Origin of the sequence: Streptomyces sp. NBC_00554, from assembly GCF_041431135.1 — a bacterium.
Taxonomy (GTDB): Bacteria; Actinomycetota; Actinomycetes; order Streptomycetales; family Streptomycetaceae; genus Streptomyces.
On the sequence record NZ_CP107799.1, the window covers coordinates 7049159 to 7067903 of the forward strand.

The following is an 18745-nucleotide window of genomic DNA, read 5'->3' on the forward strand; positions in this document are numbered from 1 at the left end:
GCCGGCTTCCTCGCGCCGCCCTCACCGGGCGGACGTCAGCGCCCGATGAACTGCGGCCCCTGCGGCGGCAGTTTGAAGTCCGGGTCGGGGAGCGCGCCGACCGCCTGCGGGAAGCCGTACGCGGGTGCCGCGGCCGGCGCGGTCTGCGGGCCCGGGTAGCCGTAGGCGGGCTGGCTGGAGGGCCCTGGATAGCCGTACGCGGGCTGGGCGGCCGCGGGCGCCGTCGGGGGCCCGGGGTAGCCGTACGCCGGCTGCTGCGGCACCGGGGCCGCCTGCTCGGGCGGCAGGGGTACGGAGGTCTCGGGGGCCGGAGCGGGTGCGGACCAGGCCGGAGCTTCGGGCGCGGCCGCGGCGGCCTCGGAGTCGTCCACCGAGATACCGAAGTCGCTGGCCAGCCCCTGCAGGCCGTTCGAATAGCCCTCGCCGAGCGCCCGGAACTTCCAGCCCCCGCCACGCCTGTACAGTTCGCCGCAGATCAGCGCCGTCTCCGCGCCCGTCTCCGGCTTGATGTCGAAGTACGCCAGCGGTTCGGCGTCCGCGAGGGACGCGTCGTACAGCAGGATGCGCAGCCCCCGTACGCGGTCGAAGGTGACGTCCTCGGCCGATGCGACCAGCAGAATCTGTCCGACAGCGGCCTCGACACCCGTCAGATCCGTCTGGATCGTGTCGGTAAGGCCCTCTGTTCCGCGCTTCTTGCCGAGCAGCCTGACCTTGCCCGAGGGGTGGCGGGGCTGGTTGTAGAAGACGAAGTCCTCGTCGGATCGCACACGACCTTCGGGGCCGAGGAGCAGGGCCGAGGCATCCACATCGGGGACTCCCTGTCCGGGCGTCCAGCGCAGCACGGCGCGTACCGCTGTGGCGTCCAGCGGGACGTTCGACCCCTTCAGCATCGCGTGCGTCATGCGGTCATCCTGCCCTCTGGGGCCTGGTCACGACAACGCGGGGGTGAAGATCCCCGTCGAGGATCGAAGAACAGGTGACACGGCCGAGTTACCTGAACTTCATCCTTGATGGGAACCCCTGACATGGATCCATACGTACTATTACCGGCCACATCAGATCAGGCCGCCTAGCAGCTCCGGGGGAGTTTCATGCGTCATTTTGGTCATATCGCCCCGGAAGAGCGGCAGCGCCTCTTCTACCGGGAGCCCAGCCTCTTCACCGCCGAATCACCGGCCCGCGTCCTCGCGGCGGCCCTCGGAGCCACCCTGTACAGCCCCGCGACCAGGCCGCGGCTGGCCGACGACATCGTCAAGCAGGCCGGGCGCGGCGTCGTCTCCATGGTGCTGTGCCTGGAGGACTCGATCGACGACGCGGAGGTCGTGGGCGCCGAGGAGAACCTGGTCCGGCAGTTCACCGACCTCGCCGGGCGGCCGGGCTCCTCCGAGCTGCCGCTGCTCTTCGTACGGGTCCGTGAACCGGAGCAGATCCCCGACCTCGTCGAGCGGCTCGGCCCGGCGGTGCGGCTGCTGTCCGGATTCGTGCTGCCGAAGTTCACCGAGGAGCGGGGCGTCCCGTTCCTGGAGGCGCTCACGGCGGCCGAGAGCGCGAGCGGGCGGCGCCTTTTCGCGATGCCGGTCCTCGAATCGCCCGGCCTGCTGTACATGGAGACCCGCAGGGAGACCCTGGAGGGCATCCACCGCACGGTCGACAAGTACCGCGACCGCGTCCTCGCGCTGCGCCTGGGCGTCACCGACTTCTGCTCGGCGTACGGGCTGCGCAGAGCGCCCGACATGACCGCGTACGACGTTCAGATCGTCGCCTCCGTGATCGCCGACGTGGTGAACCTGCTTGGGCGGGCCGACGGCACCGGCTTCACGGTGACCGGGCCCGTGTGGGAGTACTTCCGCGTCCAGGAGCGCATGTTCAAGCCGCAGCTGCGCCGCAGCCCCTTCCAGGAGGTCGAGGTCGAGGAACTGCGCCAGTCGCTCATCGAACACGACCTGGACGGGCTGCTGCGCGAGATCGCCCTCGACCGCGCCAACGGTCTCCTCGGCAAGACCTGCATCCACCCCTCGCACGTACCGGCCGTGCACGCCCTGTCCGTCGTCAGTCACGAGGAGTACAGCGACGCGCAGGACATCCTCAGGCCCGAGCGCGGCGGCGGGGGTGTGCTGCGGTCGGCGTACACGAACAAAATGAATGAAGTGAAGCCGCACCGCGCCTGGGCCGAGCGCACCCTCCAGCGCGCCGAGGTCTTCGGCGTCGCCAACGAGGACATCGGCTTCGTGGAGCTGCTCGCCGCCGGGCTTCCCAGCTGAAACGGCCCGACCAGCCGTAGTGACTCGTACAGATACCGATACCGACACAGGTACCGATACAGGTACCGATACAGACAAGGAATTGATGAACAACGTGGTGTGGACGGGGACCTGGGTCGCCGAGCGGCTCGGCGTCGAACTCGTCGGCGACGAGAAGCTGAGCGAACTGCTGGGGCTCGCGCTGCGGCGCAACCCCAAGCGCGCCCATCTGCTCGTGTCGAACGTGCTCGGCAAGCATGTGCCGCAGTCGCCGTCCGTGGTGTACGGGTACGGGTTCGCGCTCGGCCGGCGGGTGCGGGAGCTGCTCGGCGACGAGGAGTCCCGGGCGGCGGTCGTCCTCGGCTATGCCGAGACGGCCACCGGGCTCGGCCACTGCGTCGCGGACGGCGTGGGCCTCGCCCCCTACCTCCACTCCACCCGCCGCCCCGTCCCCGGCGTCGCCCGCGCGGGCGGCTTCGAGGAGTCCCACTCGCACGCCACCTCGCACCTGCTCCTCCCCGAGAACCCCGGCCTCCTCTCCGGCCCGGGCCCGCTGGTCCTCGTCGACGACGAGTTCTCCACCGGCAACACGATCCTCAACACCATCCGCGACCTGCACGCCCGCTACCCGCGCGAGCGGTACGTGGTCGTGGCGCTCGTCGACATGCGGTCCGCCGCCGACATGGGGCGCCTGGACGAGTTCGCCCGGGAGATCGGCGCACGGGTCGACCTGGTGACGGCGGCGTCGGGGACGGTGAGGCTTCCCGAGGGCGTGCTCGAGAAGGGGCAGGCGCTGGTCGCCGAGCACGAGGCGGCGGCGCTCGCGGCACCCGCGGGGCCCGCGGCACTCGCGGCGCTCGCCCGGTCGCGTGCCGGGAGAGTCACCCGCGTCGAGCTCGGCTGGCCGCGCGGCGTTCCCGACGGCGGGCGGCACGGGTTCGCGCCCGGCCAGCGAATACGCCTGGACGGCGCCCTGCCCGCCCTGGCCGCGCGGATCGCCGACGCGCTGCCCGACGGCGCCCGGCGCGTGCTCGTACTCGGCTTCGAGGAGCTGATGTACGCGCCGCTGCGGCTGGCACGCGAACTCGAGCAGGTCGTGGACGCCGAGGTGCGCTACTCCACGACCACCCGGTCCCCGGTCCTCGCCCTCGACGACCCGGGCTACGCGATACGCAGCCGGATCGTCTTCCCCGCCCACGACAACCCGGACGACGGCCCCGGCGAGCGCTACGCCTACAACGTCGCAGGGGCCGGCTTCGACGCCGTGGTCGCCGTCGTCGACTCCACCGCCGACACCCCCGAACTGCACGCCTCCGACGGCCTGTTGGCGCAGCTCACCGCGCACACCCCGCACGTCCTGCTCGCCGTCGTCCCTTCGTACGTCCCCGGGCGCCCGTCCACCGAAAGGCCCTCCATGCTCCCCGAGCCCCTCCGCGGCCCAGCCTTCTCCTCGTACGCGCCCGAAGACGTCGGCTGGCTGCTGCAGGACCTCTCGGACGTGACGCTGGAGGCGCCGACGGAGGAGCGCGAGGAGGCCATCCAGAGCGGCGGCGCCCACTACGCGGAGTCGCTGCCGGTCGAGTACCAGCCCAGCGCCCACTACCAGGAGCTGTTCCACGCGGCGCTCGGCACCTCCGCCGCCCGTATCGCCCAGGCCGTCGGCGCGGTCACCGAGCTGGTGCTCGCCGAACGCTCACCGCGCCCGGTGCTCGTCTCGCTGGCCCGCGCGGGCACCCCGGTCGGCGTGCTGATGCGCCGCTGGGCCCAGCACCAGCACGGCCTCGACCTCCCGCACTACGCCGTCTCCATCGTCCGCGGCCGCGGCATCGACGCCAACGCGCTGCGCTGGCTGGCCGCCCACCACGACCCCGCCGACGTCGTGTTCGTCGACGGCTGGACCGGAAAGGGCGCGATCACCCGCGAACTGGCCGACGCCATACGGGAGTTCGAGAAGGCCGAGGGCGTCACCGGCTTCGACCCGGAGATCGCGGTGCTCGCCGACCCGGGCTCCTGCGTACGGACGTACGGCACCCGCGAGGACTTCCTGATCCCCTCCGCCTGCCTCAACTCGACGGTGTCCGGGCTGATTTCGCGCACCGTGCTGCGCTCCGACCTGGTCGGCGAACACGACTTCCACGGCGCGAAGTTCTACCGCGAACTCGCCGGCTCCGACGTCTCCGTCGACTTCCTGGACGCCGTGGCCGCGCGGTTCGCCGAGGTCGCCGACGCGGCCTGCGCCCAGGCCAAGGAACTGCTCGCCGCCGACCGCACACCCACCTGGGAGGGCTGGCGGGCGGTCGAGCGGATCAGCGAGGAGTACGAGATCCACGACGTGAACCTCGTCAAGCCGGGCGTCGGCGAGACCACCCGCGTGCTGCTGCGCCGCGTGCCCTGGAAGATCCTGGCCCGCGCCGGAGCGGGCGCCGACCTCGACCACGTGCGCCTGCTCGCCGAGCAGCGCGGGGTGCCCGTCGAGGAGGTCGCCGAACTCCCGTACACCTGCGTGGGGTTGATCCACCCGAAGTTCACGCGCGGTGCGACGGGTGCCGACGGCAAGGCGGTGACGGTCTGATGTCCGGGATGTCTGAGACCTCCGCGTCGGCCTCGCCCAAGGTGCTCGTCGCCAGCGACCTCGACCGCACGCTCATCTACTCCAGCGCCGCCCTCGCGCTGACCATGCCGGACGCGGTGGCGCCCCGGCTGCTCTGCGTCGAGGTGCACGAGAGCAAGCCGCTGTCGTACCTGACGGAGACCGCGGCCGCTCTCCTGACCGAACTCGGCGGGATGGCGGACTTCGTGCCCACCACGACCCGCACCCGCAAGCAGTACCAGCGCATCAGCCTGCCGGGCCCCGCCCCGAAGTACGCGATCTGCGCCAACGGCGGGCACCTGCTCGTCGACGGGGTGTCCGACGCCGACTGGCACGCGAAGGTGACCGCACGGCTGGCGAGCGAGTGCGCCTCCCTCACCGAGGTGCGCGAGCACATGGAGGCCACCGCCGATCCGGCCTGGGTCCGCAAGCACCGGGTCGCCGAGGACCTCTTCGCCTACCTCGTCGTGGAGCGCGAACTGCTCCCCGAGGACTGGGTCAAGGAACTCGCCGTCTGGGCCGAGAACCGCGGCTGGACCGTGTCCCTCCAGGGCCGCAAGATCTACGCCGTGCCGAAGCCGCTCACCAAGAGCGCGGCCATGCGCGAGGTCGCGCGGCGCACCGGTGCGACGCTCACTCTCGCGGCGGGCGACTCCCTGCTCGACGCCGACCTGCTCCTCGCGGCCGACCGGGGCTGGCGCCCGGGGCACGGGGAACTGGCGGAGGCGGGGTGGACGGCGCCCACGGTCACGGCGCTGCCCGAGCGGGGGGTCGCCGCGGGGGAGCGGATCCTGCGGGAGCTCCTGGACGGGGTCCGGCAGGGCTCCTAGCGGGTGCCTCCTAGCGGGGCGCGTCGAAGTCGATCGAGTCGCTGACCTTGCGCCACTTGGCGTCCGAGGCGGCCAGGTTCTGAGCCATGGCGCCCGCCACGGCGACGGCGTCGCTGCCGAGCAGCAGGCGCACCGGCGGGTCGGCGGCCTCCGTGACGTGGAGGATGGCCTGGGCGGCCAGGGCGGGATCGCCGGGCTGGGTGCCGTCGGCCTGGCCGAGGAATCCGACGACGGGTTCGATGACGGGCTTGTACGGGTCGCTGACCGGCGGCGTACTCATCGAGGATCCGGCCCAGTCGGTGCGCAGTCCGCCTGGCTCGATGACCGTGACCTTGATGCCGAAGGGAGCGACTTCCTGGGCCAGGACCTCGGAGAAGCCCCCGACGGCCCACTTGGCGGCCTGGTACGCGCTCAGGCCGGGGGTGCCGACGCGGCCGCCCACGGAGGAGACCTGGACGATGTGCCCGCTGCCCTGTTCCCGCAGCACGGGCAGCGCCGCCTTGGTCACGTTGACGACGCCGTGCAGATTGGTGTCGATCTGGGCGCGGAAGGCCTCCTCGGTGACGTCCTCGATGGAGGCGACGTCGGCGTAACCGGCGTTGTTGACGAGGACGTCGAGCCGGCCGAAGGAGTCGACCGCCTGCTGGACGGCGGCGCGGGCGGCGGCGGGGTCGGTGACGTCCAGGGCGACGGCACGGACCCGGTCGCCGAACCGCTGGACGAGGTCGTCGAGTTGCTCGGGCCTGCGGGCGGTGGCGACGAGTTGATGGCCGGCGGCGAGGACGGCCTCGGCGAGCGCGCGGCCCAGGCCGCGGGAACTGCCCGTGATGAGCCAGGTCTTGGACATGAGTCTCTCAACTTTCCTGTGGGAGGCGGACGTTGACGGTCCGGGGCGGTCAGACGTTGATGGTCTTGAGCTCGACGAACTCGGCCAGGCCGAAGGCGCCCATCTCGCGGCCGATGCCGCTCGCCTTGTAGCCGCCGAAGGGTCCGTCGAAGCCGACGGGAGCGGCGTTGACCATGAAGAAGCCGGTGCGGACACGGCGGGCGAGGGCCAGTGCGCGTTCGGGATCGGTGCTCCATACGCCGCCGCCCAGGCCGTACGCGGAGTCGTTGGCGATCCGTACGGCGTCCTCCTCGTCCTCGTACGGGATCACCACGATCACGGGCCCGAAGATCTCCTCCCGCGCGATGCGCATGCCGTTGTCGACGTCGGCGAAGAGGGTGGGGCGCACGTAGTTGCCGCCCTCCAGGCCCTCGGGCGACCCGGGGCCGCCGGTGACGACGCGGGCGCCCTCGTCGATGCCGATCCGGATGTAGTCCAGCACCCGCTGCTGCTGGACCTCGCTGGTCATCGGGCCGATGAACGTGTCCGGGTCTGTGGGGTCGCCCACGGTGAGCGAGTCCACGAGGTCCTTCAGTACGCCGACGACCTCGTCGTAGCGGCTGCGGGGGGCGAGGATGCGGGTGTGGGCCTGGCAGTTCTGCGAGTTGTTCGCGAAGGACGCGAACTTCAGGCCGTCCGCCATCGCGGTGAGATCCGCGTCCTCGCAGATGATCGAGGCGGACTTGCCGCCCAGCTCCAGGGAGACCCGCTTGAGCTGTTCACCGGCGATGGAGGCGATCCGGCGGCCCGCGGCGGTGGAACCGGTGAAGGCGATCTTGTCGACATCGGGGTGCGAGACCAGGTGCTCGCTGGTGGCACGGTCGGCGGGCAGGACGCTGACGACGCCTTCGGGCAGGCCGAGTTCGTCGAAGATCTCGGCGAGCAGCATGATGCTGAGCGAGTTCTCCGGGGACGCCTTGAGGACCACGGTGTTGCCGGCCAACAGCGCCGGGATCATCTTCACCAGCGCGGCCATGTACGGGGAGTTCCACGGGATGACCGCGGCGACGACACCGATCGGTTCCCGGCGCACCAGGCTCCCGGACGCGCCGGTGGGGTCGAGGGGCTCCTCCCAGCCGAAGGAGCGCGCGGCGCGCAGATAAGCGTCGGCCTGCTTGTCGAGGGCGGGCTGACCCCACTCGGCGAACCAGAGCGCGGCGCCCGTCTCGGCGCTGATGCGGGCGGCGATCTCCTTGGCCCGGCCGGTGCGCAGTTCGTTGAGGCGTACGACGAAGGCCTGCCGTTCCTCGGGGGTGGTGCGGGACCAGGGACCGTGGTCGAAGGCCTCCCGGGCGGCGGCCACCGCCTTGTCGACGTCGGCGGCGGTGGCCTGGGCGGCGCGGCCGAGCAGGGAGCGGTCGTGGGGGGAGCGGATGTCGAGGAGCTGGGGATCGGTGGGGTCGGTCCAGCGGCCGCCGATGTAGAGCTTGTCGTAGACGATCATCTTGTCCATCCCGTCCTAATAACTAAACGTTCATTTAGACAGTAGCTCCGATCGAGGGCGGGAGCAACTGAACGTTTATTTGCTTTACTCTGGGGGCATGCCCGAGACACCCCGCGCCCCACGGACCCGCGATTCAGAGGCCGCCAAGGCCCGACTTCTGCAGGCGGCCACGGACGAATTCGCCGCCTACGGCATCGCCGGTGCCCGTATCGACCGCATCGGTGCCGCGGCCAAGGTCAACAAGGCTCAGATCTATACGTACTTCGGAAACAAGGACCAGCTCTTCGACATCGTCATGGACCTGCACGTGACGCGGGTCCTGGACGACGTCCCCTTCACGCCCGGCGATCTCCCGGACTACGCGGGCAAGCTGTTCGACTACCTCATCGCCAACCCGCACCAGCTGCGGCTGGCCACCTGGAACCGTCTCGAACGAACCGATGGCGGCCCCGGGCCCGTACGCCTGGCCGCGTCGATGGAGCAGAAGACGGCGGCGATCGCCCAGGCGCAGGCCGACGGCAGCGTCCCCGGGGCGTTCGGCGCCGAGGATCTCCTCACGTTCGTACTGGCCCTGGCCGGCGCGTGGACACCGACCAGCGCCATGGCGCCCGGGGGCCTGGACGAGGCCGTACTGCGCTCGCATCGCGGAGCGGTCGTCGAAGCCGTACGGCGTCTGGTGTCCGACGTATAGACGTCTGGTCTCCCGTACGGACGGACGGGTATACGGGTGACCCGCCCGGAAGGTCAGCCGCAGCAGCCCCCACCGCAGCAGCCGCCGCCACCCCCACCGCCGCCCGGGGCCGGTGCCGGCGCCGAGGCCGAGCCGCCCACCGCGACCGTCGACAGGAGCTTCACCGTGTCGTCGTGGCCGGACGGGCAGGCCGCCGGGGCGGAGGACTCCGCCATCGGGCGGCTCATTTCGAACGTGTCGCCGCAGGTCCGGCAGCGGTACTCATAGCGAGGCATGGGGCACAGGTTAGCGGGCGCCTCGTGCCGCCGACGAGGGTCACTTGCGCAGCTCGCCTCGGTTCGCCTTCCGGAGGGCGAGCGCGTGGGCCTTGGCCCGCAGCCGCTGCTCGTGTTCCTGCTGCTCGGGATGGCGGGACTTCCAGTACGGGTTGTCGTGGGGCAGGGCCGAGCCGACCCTCCCGTACATCCCGAAGAACATCAGCAGGACGCCCACCACAAAGCTGAACAGCACGTTCTGGATGCGGAAGGCGAGGAAGTTGTAGCCGGTGTCGAGCAGCGCCAGGTTCACGAAGCCGCTGAGGATGAAGACGACGCCGAGGATCATGTTGAGGGTGGAGGCGAAGTTCCCGCCGATCACCATCCCCACGAAGAGGAGCAGCCCGACGCAGATCGACAGCACGCTGAGCGCGCCGTTGGTGCTCAGCCCCGCGACCTGGTCCCCGCGGGTGTCGAAGAAGCCGACCCTGTCGATGAGGCCCAGGATGCCGAACGCGAGCAGCACGAGGCCCATCAGGCCCGCGCCGATCCGGTAGAAGGTGCTGAGACGGTGATCGACGGGCAGATGCTCGTCGAAGTTGATGCGTCGCCGCCTGGTTCCCGGGCGAAGTACGTGTGTGGCCATGTCCGCCTCCTCACGCTCACGCATTTAGCGGAGGCCGTACGTACCTTCAGCATCCGCCCGGGGTACCCGGATCGCCAACCCCGGCGTCGTACGTGATGTCAGGCCCCGCCGCCCCGCTCCTCCCGGATCTGCGAGACCACCCGCCCCACCGTCTGCCGTACCGCCTCGGTCTCGGTGAGGAAGTGCCAGTAGTCGGGGTGGCGGCCCTCCAGCGTGGTGATGGCGCGCTCCAGGCGGGCCACCGATTCGTCGAGCGGGCGGGCGTGGCGCGGGTCGGGGGTGTTGCGGCCCGACATGGCCAGGCGCTGGGCGTCCCGGATGGCGAAGCGGGTGCGGTCGATCTCCTGCCGCGGGTCCTTCGACACGGCGTTCAGCCGGCGCAGCCGGTCGCCCGCCGCGGAGACCGCCTCGTCGGTGTTGTTGAGCAGCGCCCGAACCGTCGAGAGGAGGGAGGTCGCGTCCGGCCAGCGCTGCTCGTCGCGCGCGGTCTGCGCTTCCTTCAGCTTCAGCTCGGCCTGCCGTACGCTCTCCGCGGCCTGCTCCGGAACGTGCTGGAGGTCCTGCCAGCAAGGCGCCGTGAACCGGCGCCGCAGCTCGCTCAGCACCGGCTCCACCTGCCCGGCGCGGGTGGTCAGCGCCTGGGCGCGGGTGCGCAGCGAGACCAGCCGGTGGTCGATCTCGGCCGCCCGCTCGGGCAGCCGCTCGGCTTCCGCCCGTACCCCCTCGGCCTCCTTCGAGACCCGCTCGGCGCGCTCCAGAGTCTCCGGTACGCCGTGCTGCCCGGCCCCCTGGTTGAGCTTGGTCAGCTCGGGCCCGAGAGCGGCGAGCCGGGCGGCGAGATCGTCGGCCTTGAGCCCCGATCCCCGTACGCCGTCCAGCGCGTTCGAGGCGGCCAGCAGCGACTGGCGGGCGCGCTCGACGGACGGGGCGAGCCGGGCGAGCTGCGTCTCCGCCTTGCCGAGCAGCGATTCGAGGCCCTGCTCGAAGCGGTCCAGCTGCTGCTTGACCCGGCCCAGTTCGTCCTTGGCGCTGGTGAGCTCGGTCCGGGCCTGGGCGGCGACCGACGCCTCCAGGTCGTCACGGTCGAGGTCGTGGGCGTCGACGGCGGTGATGTACTTCTGGCTGGCCTCGTCGATGCGCCGTCCCAGCGCCTCGAAGTCGGAGACGGCGCGGCGGGCCGCGGGGGAGGCGTCGACGGCCGTGATGGTCTCTATCGAGATCCGCAGATCGCGCTGGGCGGTGTCGAGCTCGTAGAAAGCGGCCGCGGCGGAGTCCTTCGCGGCCTGCGCCTCGGCCCGCTGACTCTCCGAGCGCCCGCCGAACCAGCGCCGCGTGCCGCCGCCCGCGAAGGCCGCGGGCAGCGCGAGAGCGACGAGCAGCGGCAGGGCCATGAGGGTCAGCGCGTCACGAGCGGCGTACGGGATCCCGGCGGCGCGGCCCTTCCGGGACCTCGGAGGGCGACCACCTTCTGCCCGTGCGCATGGCACAAACGGCGTGTACGGCTGTGAAGGTGTCGCCGTCACATCCCTCTCCCGTGCTGTGATCCGCCCTGCCCGGTGTCATTCTCCCACCCGTTAAGGACGAACACACGGGCTGGTTAGTTCGCGGTTCGCACCGTGATCTTCCCATCGCCGGTGTGGGCGGACACCACATGAGAACTGGCGTCGGCCCGGGGCACCGACACATCCACCGAGCCGTCACCGGTCTCCGTCGTCACCCGGTACGTCTCCTGGGGCAGCGCGATCGTGACGGAGCCGTCCCCGGTGCGGGTCTCCACCAGGTCCGGCACGGCGTCGAGTTCGAGCCGTACGGAGCCGTCGTTGGTACGTGCCTGCACGCGCCGCGAGTCGACGCCGTCCGCGTGGATCGAGCCGTCGGAGGTACGCAGGTTCAGCGGTCCGGAGGAGCCGGTCACCCGGACCGAACCGTCGGACGTACGCAGGTTCAGCGGCCCGGAGGAGTCCGTCACCCGGACCGAACCGTCCGCCGTACGAATACTCAGCGCGTCCTTGAACCCCTGCGCGCGCACGCTGCCGTCCCCGTCCTTCACGGTGACGGCGACGCCGCGCGGCACCACGATCCGGTGCTTGGCCGAGCAGTCGGCGATCACGCCCGAGCACTTCATCCGCAGCACCAGCCGGTCGTCGTCCATCTTCCAGGTCACCTCGGGATCCCCGCCGACGGCGACGCTGCCCTGGAACCAGCGCGTGACCTCGACCTTGTCGGCCTCGTCCGAGTCCGCCACCACGAGTTCGAGCGCCGAGTCGTCCGAGTCGACGGTGAGCGTGCGGCCCTGCAGTTCGAAGGACCGGTGCTCGGGGTCCTTGTCGTCCCCGGCACTGGCACCACACCCGGCGGCGAGCAGCGCCACGACGGTGACGGCACCGGTGACGGCCACCGCGCGGGTACGTGTCGAGCGAGTGCGGGTACGTACGGTGCGAGCCATGAAGATCTCCCCCTGAGAATTACGTCGACATGCGCCGGGCCTCTTGGGCACCTGCTCTTCCGACGCTCTTCGACCGTACGGAGCCGGGGGCTGCGGGGGGATCCGGGCCACTCCCGGATGAAGGGTAGGGAAAACCCCCGACCCGGCCCCGGTTCTCTGTTCCCGGTCCCCGGATACGGGTTTGCGAGGCACACCCTCGGGCAATGTAGGCTGTCGACTCGTCCTGGGCGCGTAGCTCAGTGGTAGAGCGCCGCCCTTACAAGGCGGATGTCGGCGGTTCGAAACCGTCCGCGCCCACCAGTCTCAGGACACGACTAAGGCCCAGGTCAACCGGTGCGAAACCGGAGACCTGGGCCTTGATCTTTCTCGGCGACTTTTCGGCGCTGTGCCACTTACGTGCCAGAAGGATCCTGCGGGGGCCTCTTCGCCTTGCGGATCTGCCCGTCGACGTAGTCGGCAATTTGGTGGTCACGCTGTGCGCGTCTCGGCGTACGAGCGACGGATGGAGACGGTGCGGGCCTCCAGGTCGATGTCCCGGCGCTGGAGAGCGGCCAGCTCACCGAAGCGGAGCGCCGTGAACGCTCATTTTGAGCAGGTCAGATGCAGTGTGATCCAGCGCGCAGGTTGAAAGAGGCTTACTGGGTGGGTGCCTCGGCGAGCGAAAGGCTGTTCCCGTCGGGGTCCAGCATGACGACGTGGCGTACGCCGTTGCTGTAGGTCTCGACCGGTTCGTGGTCGATCCCGTGTGCGGCGAGTCGGGCCAGGATGTCGTCGAGGTCGTTCACGCCGAGCGTGATCATGGCTCCGCCTACTCGCTCAGCGCGCACGTCTCGATCGTCAACGACGACCCACGCGTTCTCACCGACCTGCCACAGATACTCCTCGCCGATGATCTCGTCCGCTGGGCGCCCGAAGAACACCTCGAACCACTCCAGTGCCTTGATCCGGTCACTCACACACATGACGCTGTACAGGTCCACTCGGACCACTCCTCACAGTTGTTTCGGAAGTTGGACCACTCCCGTGACCGAAACTCATCGGAGGAGGTAGCCCCGTTCTCCACAAGGAAGGTGAGGCCAGGCGCCGTTGGCGTTACTGGAGTCGCCGTACCCGCAATGAGCTTCTGCAACCTGCGCGGTGTGCAGGCTGAGGATGGCCTGGACGGGGCTCGTGATGCGGATGCTGGAGCAGCGCGGATTGCGCAGGATCCGCCAGGTCTTGAGGGTGGCGATGGCCCGTTCGACGAGTGCGCGAATTTTCGCGTGCGCGCGGTTGACGGCCTGCTGATCGGCGGACAGCTTCTGCCGGCGCCCCCGTAGGGCACTCGCACGGTGCCCCCCTCTCCCCAGTAGCCCTTATCTGCCTAGCACCGCACTCCGGCTTCTTCCAGGGCGTTGACGATGCCGTGGACCCGTGCGGCCTTGATGTCGTGGACCGCTCCGGGAAGGGCGGGAGATGCCCACAGCAGCCGTCCCGCCGGATCAGAGATGACCTGCACGTTCACGCCGTGCTTCTTGTGTTTCCCGGAGTACCGGAGTCGAAGGGCCGGTCCGCCGCGATCCGGTCGACTGGCAAGCGTGCCGTCCAGGATGACGAACGCCTTGCTGGAAGCGGTCCTCATCGCCTCAGCGAGGGTCGGGGCGATAGCCGCCAGGACATCCACGGCCTCGGCGACGTAGCGGTACGCGGTGGTGGTACCGATTGCGAAGCCAGCCGCGAGCTGCGCGTAGGTGTGGCCGCACCGCAAGTGAGCCAGTGCCAGCAGGGCCTCTCGGCCGGCGTTCAGGCGCCGCCACCGGGTACCGAGCATCTGACGGCGCTCCCGCAGGCGAGCGGAGAGGAAACAAGACGGAGCTGGACAGGTCCAGCCCGGACAGGTAGACGAGCACACGAAGCCTCTGGTGAGACGGATTTCTTGGTCGAGAACCTATCTACCAGGGACTTCACCTCGCTGGCGGCCCAACTGCCCTGCTTCCGCGACAGGTTGAAAAAGGCTCAGTGAGGCGGAGCGGTGTCGGCGAGCCGGTAGACCTCGGCCACGGAGAGGAACGGCCGCTCGGTGTGGGTGACCGACCCGGCGCCCTTGATCCGGCACGGGTTGCGCTGGATCAGTCCGTCATCCACGGCGGTGTTCATGATGGCGCGGAGGACTGGTAGGCCTTGGAAACGGTGGCCGGACCGACATCCGCGTCGAGGAGGTCTGTACGCCAGCGCCGTACCTGCGGCGTGGTGATCTCGCGCAGGGGGACCGTGCGGAACGGCGGCAGGATGTGCAGGTTGAGCACGCGCGCGTTGCGCTCGCGGGGGATAGCCGCGTAGTCGCGATCCTTGATCCCAGCCTCCGCAAAGGCGCCGAACCCACCTTGTTCTGATCCCAGCGGGATAGAACTTTCCCTACATTGATCAAGGCGGCTCGTTCTGCTTACCGCGCTCCTGCCCGCCCCCGGGCGGGCCCGCGCTCCTGCCCGTGCCGCGCGCACAGCGACCAGCCACTTGCCGTAGAAGGGGTACGTCATGGCTGGGGCAGTCGGCTCCACGGCTTTGCGCAGCCACTTTGGCACGAGCCTCGAAGATCATCGCCCCACGACGTGCTTCACCTGGCAGGTCCACTACCTGTCCCGACGCGCCGGGAGTTTACGGGGCCATGATCACTCGCGCCAAAGCAGCTCCAGCCCAAAGCCGCTCCACCGACCTGATCGGGACGTAAATCCTTTACCCCTCAAGAGCCGCAAATACGTTACGCAGCATTTCGGCGAGTTCCAAGGTGTCGTTCCGGACCATCCGCGTTGGAAACCATTCTACAAATACTTCATAAGCTCCACGCTGGCCGGGGCGACGTGTAGCTTTATTCCGGTAAGGCTGAATAGCCTGATCGACTCGCCTATTGAGGATTCTCCTCATCCTGTCGTTCGAAACGTTTTCAAGCGACACGCGACTGGTCGGCGAAAGGCATAAAACAAGTAGGGGGCGATATTCGCGCCCAGCAAACTTCTCACGCCATTCAATGGAAGCCTCCCAGGCACCCGAAGCGCTAACGAAGGATGTAATATCATCCTGCCTTTGCGCCTTACGAGTAATTTGGAAGGCAAGCTCCCTGGAGTACTGAGCGTTAGTGATCTTGGTGTCTAGCTCCGTGTGCTGGAGCTCGTTATGAATCTCACCCAGACGTCCGACTATCTCAGAAAAATCCTGAACACGTTGGCGCGGATCGAACTGCACGCACTCCTCGTAGAGCTTCATTAGCTTAGAAGATGATTCGTTCGAACAAGATCCTTTAAGTGCATTAGTAATGTTCTCCGCGTTGCCTGTCACGTTAAGGGGATCCGGATCACGATTGATAAAGCAGAAAGCGAGTAGCTGGCCGAACGAGAAAACGTCTAGGGTAGGTTCCCTGCTGTAAACAGCCCTGGGGTCGAACGCAATGTACTGCTCGGGAGCGGCATAATACACGACTCCCATCGCGCTCTTTGTGGCCCTCTGTGTTTGTGTACTAAACCAGGCCAAATCAAAATCCGTGAGATACGGAAGATATTCCCCTTCGCTAGTGTACCGGCATACGATATTCTCCGGCTTGATATCCCGGTGAATCACGCCGTTGTTATGCGCATGCTCAATTGTCTCCGCCGACTTCAATAGGATAGCGATGATTTCCGCAGGGGGCAGGAATGCACCCGGCTGCAATTCTCGCAAATTACTGCCGTCAATGTAGTCCATCACGAAACCGGTCGGACAGTCGCTATAGCGATGCACCTTGACGATCTGGGGGTGCGCCAGCATCTCCATAGCATCGTAACCATTCCGGAAGCGCTTTACTTTTTCACGATCATGGAGTTCGTGTGGATGGTAAACTTTATAGGCGTAGACGGAATCGTCAACCCCCGGGCCCTGTACCTTCCATACCGCACCAAAACCTCCAGCGCCGATCTGCTGAGTGACTACCCCCTCCTTCATTTTCGTGTCGACCTCGATCAGTCCTAGCTCGGTTTGATAACGCGTCAGCGTATCGCGGGCTTTCTTATAGCGAGAGCGAGTGGCGAGGCCTTGAATCCTATCTTTTTCATCGAACCATTTCGAAATACTCTCTAGTCGGCGACATGAAGCATAATGCCCGGTGCTGCGCCAAGAGCTAATGTCAAAGGCGGACTTGAATCTGTTATAGGAGTCCAGGAAGTCTTGAGCCTCATCTTCATAGTGCTCGTACTCTGACTCTGGAGGAGGGGGGCCTAATTCCGGGGTAAATCCGCTGCCAATCAAAAGGCGGCCGCGAACGCGACCTCCGAAAATCGGTAGCTGATCGTGATCCGAGCTGGCTTTCGACATTTCACGTGAGATTACCTCGTAAATGCTGTGGGCAGTCACACTTCCCGTATGGTCTGCAGCGGCACCAGTCAGCGCATAGAGGAGATAGTAAGTAAATATTCCGTGTCCGAGATTGTTGACTTCCCAAGCGGTCTGGGCTTCGGTGCAAGCAGCTACTACAGCCGAAGATGATTCGACCTGTCGCAGTACTTCCGATACTTCTGAAGCCCTCAGCTCCGTGACACGAATAACAGATCCACCGGTACCAGTCAACGCGCCGCCAGAATGGCAGCAATCGAGCAGGACGAAAACCTGAGAGTCTCGAGCCTCACTTGGCTCCAAGATTCGGAGGATATCCGGAAGAGCTACACCTTCATCCAGGTCTCGATTGTCGTACGTGACGAGATAATGACCGAGGTCTGTGGAAGCTCCGTGGCCGGAAAAATAGAAAAGAATCTTGTCGGCTCCGGAGTTCTTGGCGTCAACAAGCCATCGCAGAATATCGGTCTTTGAGGCTTGTTCATTCTGGAGGAGTGTGACGTTGAACCCGTACTCTTCCATCTGAAGTACGGCCGCAACTTGGTCAGCATCGTGGGCACAGCATGAGAGTTTCGGCCAGCGATCTTTGTATGCGTCGATTCCTACAACCAAGGCAAGCGCCAGCCCCATTACCCCTCCTGTTAAACGAGTCACGTCATCATATGGCTCCCTGTGGGACTTTGCACTGGAGTTGGCACACCTCTGCAAACGAGTCGTCGCAAGATGAGGTGGTTCACCCCATCACCAGCTCGGGAGACCTCAGTGGCCTTCGTGTCCATAGTTCACGTCGCGGGGCGGAGCCGTGCCACAGCAGTGCCATATCGGGCGGTCAATCGCGGTCAACGACGGTTCGCTCCAGCCGAGATATGGCGCTGACCTGGGGCACTCCTATGGCTGGAGGAACCTGTGCACTTCCGCTACCGGTCACCACCTGGCTTACAGCGGACTGTCCCGTAAATGATCTCTGAGGCGGTGCGGCCGTGGCTGTTCGCTGTACTGCTTGCTCGCCTATCCGGCGAGGGTGAGGTTGTGGAGGCGGGCGATACCGAGCATGGCGTGGTGGACGCCATCGCCCTTGAGTTGGCAGTCGCGCAGGATCTTCCAGCTCTTCATGCGGGCGAAGGTGTGCTCAACACGGGCGCTGACTTGCTTGTGCGACCGGTTGTGTTGCTCTTTCCAGTCCGGGAGTTCTTCGCCTTTGCGGCGCTGGTGTGGGATGACGAGTCCGGTGTCCTGGTAACCGCCGTCGGCGATGGTCATCGTCGTGCCGACGGCGGCCTTGGCACCGGACTCCTCCCCGCCTCGGGAGTCGTGCCGGTTGCCGGGCAGGGGCCGGCCGACCACGACGACCAGGCGGGTGTCGGCGTCGATGACGACCTGATGGGCCGTGGAATAGCGGTAGTTCTTCGACTGCTCGGCCACCGTGTGGTCACGGGTGGGGACCAGGGTTCCGTCGACGATGAGGACGGTGTCCTTACGGAATCGCTTGCGCGGCTGCAGCGAGAGCATCGGCCCGAGATGGTTGATGATCCGGTCCGCCGCCGACTTCGCTATGCCGAAGAGCGGTGCCAGTTGGCGCATCGTCAAAGTTCGTGCGCCAGTACGCCGCGACCAGCAACACGCGGTCCTCCAGCGGGAGGCTCCATGGCCGTCCGCGGTGCACCTCCGCCGCGTGCTCACGCCGTGCCGCGGTCACCAACTTGCCGAAGCAGCGCCGGCTCAGCCCGGTGAAGGGGGTTATCCAGGACGGCTCCGATGCCGTGATCACACCAACCACCACAAGATCACCTTGTTGCCCCGTACGCCCCCCGCTGGGTGTAGTCGGCCGTCCGACCGCATCTCAGTGGCCCTGGTTGGCCGGGGATGAGAGTCTCCCGATGATGAGCACTCACAACGAAGCCGAGGTTGGCGAACTACTGCACCAGCGCGGCTGGCGTGCAGTATTCACGGTTGCCGAACGAGTGAACGCCTGGGCCGGTCTGGTGAGTCTCGTCGAACGTGGCTACGGCGACGACATCTACGAGTACACAAACGACCTCTACTGCCGGAACTGGCTCCACGAGGCATGGATCCTGCTGGACGACCACGTTGTCCAGCTCTGGACACCGAGGATCAAGGCTGTGGACGATCAGTTCAGGGCGGCGACAGTCGTGGACGACGGCCAAGCCCTCGGACAGTTCCACAAGCTGCCGCACGCGGACCTGTGGTGGTGGCGCCGACACCCCCGCATCCTCACCGGAGACCTGGGCGATTCGCTCCGCTCTGCAGGCGCCATCGGTATCCACCCGGACGAGCCGTGCCCTGAGTGAAAGCAGTTACGGAACAGCCCTAAGGCGGATGTCGGCGGTTCGAAACCGTCCGCGCCCACCAGGTTCGGGGC

16 protein-coding genes, 1 tRNA gene and 2 pseudogenes are annotated in these 18745 nt (G+C 67.5%); 6 read left to right on the top strand and 13 right to left on the bottom strand.

Annotated elements, in window-relative coordinates:
- Positions 1-35 precede the first annotated feature (35 nt).
- The gene (locus OG266_RS31085; RefSeq protein ID WP_266463306.1) at positions 36-902 is read right to left on the bottom strand and encodes a TerD family protein; all 867 of its coding nucleotides are present in this window, start codon (positions 900-902) and stop codon (positions 36-38) included.
- A gap of 189 nt (positions 903-1091) precedes the next feature.
- On the opposite strand from OG266_RS31085, the gene OG266_RS31090 reads away from it, so the two are divergent.
- The 3 genes from OG266_RS31090 to OG266_RS31100 all read left to right on the top strand — a co-directional run bounded on the left by OG266_RS31090 (position 1092) and on the right by OG266_RS31100 (position 5660).
- A complete protein-coding gene (locus tag OG266_RS31090) occupies positions 1092-2261 on the top strand; it encodes an HpcH/HpaI aldolase/citrate lyase family protein (RefSeq protein ID WP_371549656.1) in 1170 nt (389 codons plus the stop codon).
- A gap of 85 nt (positions 2262-2346) precedes the next feature.
- Complete coding sequence (locus OG266_RS31095; RefSeq protein WP_371549657.1) at positions 2347-4812, top strand: phosphoribosyltransferase; 2466 nt, start codon at positions 2347-2349, stop codon at positions 4810-4812.
- Positions 4813-4820: 8 nt separating this feature from the next.
- Entirely contained in the window at positions 4821-5660 is an 840-nt protein-coding gene (locus OG266_RS31100; RefSeq protein ID WP_371549659.1) for an HAD family hydrolase, read from the top strand.
- 10 nt (positions 5661-5670) lie between these two features.
- Here the strand turns inward: OG266_RS31100 and OG266_RS31105 are convergent, their stop codons facing one another.
- Both OG266_RS31105 and OG266_RS31110 read right to left on the bottom strand, forming a co-directional pair.
- Entirely contained in the window at positions 5671-6507 is an 837-nt protein-coding gene (locus tag OG266_RS31105; RefSeq protein WP_371549661.1) for an oxidoreductase, read from the bottom strand.
- Positions 6508-6556: 49 nt separating this feature from the next.
- Positions 6557-7990, bottom strand: coding sequence for an aldehyde dehydrogenase (locus tag OG266_RS31110; RefSeq protein WP_371553024.1), 1434 nt, complete (start codon positions 7988-7990; stop codon positions 6557-6559).
- Positions 7991-8087: 97 nt separating this feature from the next.
- Between OG266_RS31110 and OG266_RS31115 the strand changes: the two genes are divergently transcribed.
- Complete coding sequence (locus tag OG266_RS31115) at positions 8088-8681, top strand: TetR family transcriptional regulator (protein ID WP_371549663.1); 594 nt, start codon at positions 8088-8090, stop codon at positions 8679-8681.
- 53 nt (positions 8682-8734) lie between these two features.
- On the opposite strand, the gene OG266_RS31120 is transcribed toward OG266_RS31115, so the two are convergent.
- From OG266_RS31120 to OG266_RS31135, 4 genes are all read right to left on the bottom strand, one after another.
- Complete coding sequence (locus tag OG266_RS31120) at positions 8735-8956, bottom strand: zinc ribbon domain-containing protein (protein WP_329547862.1); 222 nt, start codon at positions 8954-8956, stop codon at positions 8735-8737.
- A gap of 40 nt (positions 8957-8996) precedes the next feature.
- Positions 8997-9581, bottom strand: a complete 585-nt coding sequence (locus tag OG266_RS31125) for a DUF4383 domain-containing protein (protein ID WP_371549665.1) — start codon at positions 9579-9581, stop codon at positions 8997-8999.
- 98 nt (positions 9582-9679) lie between these two features.
- A complete protein-coding gene (locus OG266_RS31130; RefSeq protein ID WP_371549667.1) occupies positions 9680-11104 on the bottom strand; it encodes a hypothetical protein in 1425 nt (474 codons plus the stop codon).
- A gap of 74 nt (positions 11105-11178) precedes the next feature.
- Entirely contained in the window at positions 11179-12027 is an 849-nt protein-coding gene (locus tag OG266_RS31135; protein WP_371549669.1) for a DUF4097 domain-containing protein, read from the bottom strand.
- A 225-nt stretch (positions 12028-12252) separates the two neighbouring features.
- Between OG266_RS31135 and OG266_RS31140 the strand changes: the two genes are divergently transcribed.
- Positions 12253-12327 (top strand) — tRNA-Val (locus tag OG266_RS31140).
- Positions 12328-12662: 335 nt separating this feature from the next.
- Here the strand turns inward: OG266_RS31140 and OG266_RS31145 are convergent.
- From OG266_RS31145 to OG266_RS31170, 6 genes and pseudogenes are all read right to left on the bottom strand, one after another.
- On the bottom strand, positions 12663-13007 hold the full coding sequence (locus tag OG266_RS31145) for a VOC family protein (protein WP_326718208.1): 345 nt from the start codon (positions 13005-13007) through the stop codon (positions 12663-12665).
- 129 nt (positions 13008-13136) lie between these two features.
- Positions 13137-13916: pseudogene (locus tag OG266_RS31150) on the bottom strand (transposase family protein); the annotation flags it as partial.
- 106 nt (positions 13917-14022) lie between these two features.
- Positions 14023-14151, bottom strand: a complete 129-nt coding sequence (locus tag OG266_RS31155; protein ID WP_371549671.1) for a hypothetical protein — start codon at positions 14149-14151, stop codon at positions 14023-14025.
- 8 nt (positions 14152-14159) lie between these two features.
- Positions 14160-14312 carry a hypothetical protein gene (locus OG266_RS31160; protein ID WP_371549673.1) on the bottom strand — a complete coding sequence of 51 codons (153 nt, stop codon included), beginning with the start codon at positions 14310-14312 and terminating at the stop codon, positions 14160-14162.
- 427 nt (positions 14313-14739) lie between these two features.
- Positions 14740-16995, bottom strand: a complete 2256-nt coding sequence (locus OG266_RS31165; protein ID WP_371549675.1) for a caspase family protein — start codon at positions 16993-16995, stop codon at positions 14740-14742.
- Positions 16996-17373: 378 nt separating this feature from the next.
- Positions 17374-18142: pseudogene (locus tag OG266_RS31170) on the bottom strand (transposase).
- Between the two features lie 100 nt (positions 18143-18242).
- On the opposite strand from OG266_RS31170, the gene OG266_RS31175 reads away from it, so the two are divergent.
- Complete coding sequence (locus OG266_RS31175; RefSeq protein ID WP_371549676.1) at positions 18243-18674, top strand: hypothetical protein; 432 nt, start codon at positions 18243-18245, stop codon at positions 18672-18674.
- The last annotated feature ends 71 nt before the right edge of the window (positions 18675-18745 follow it).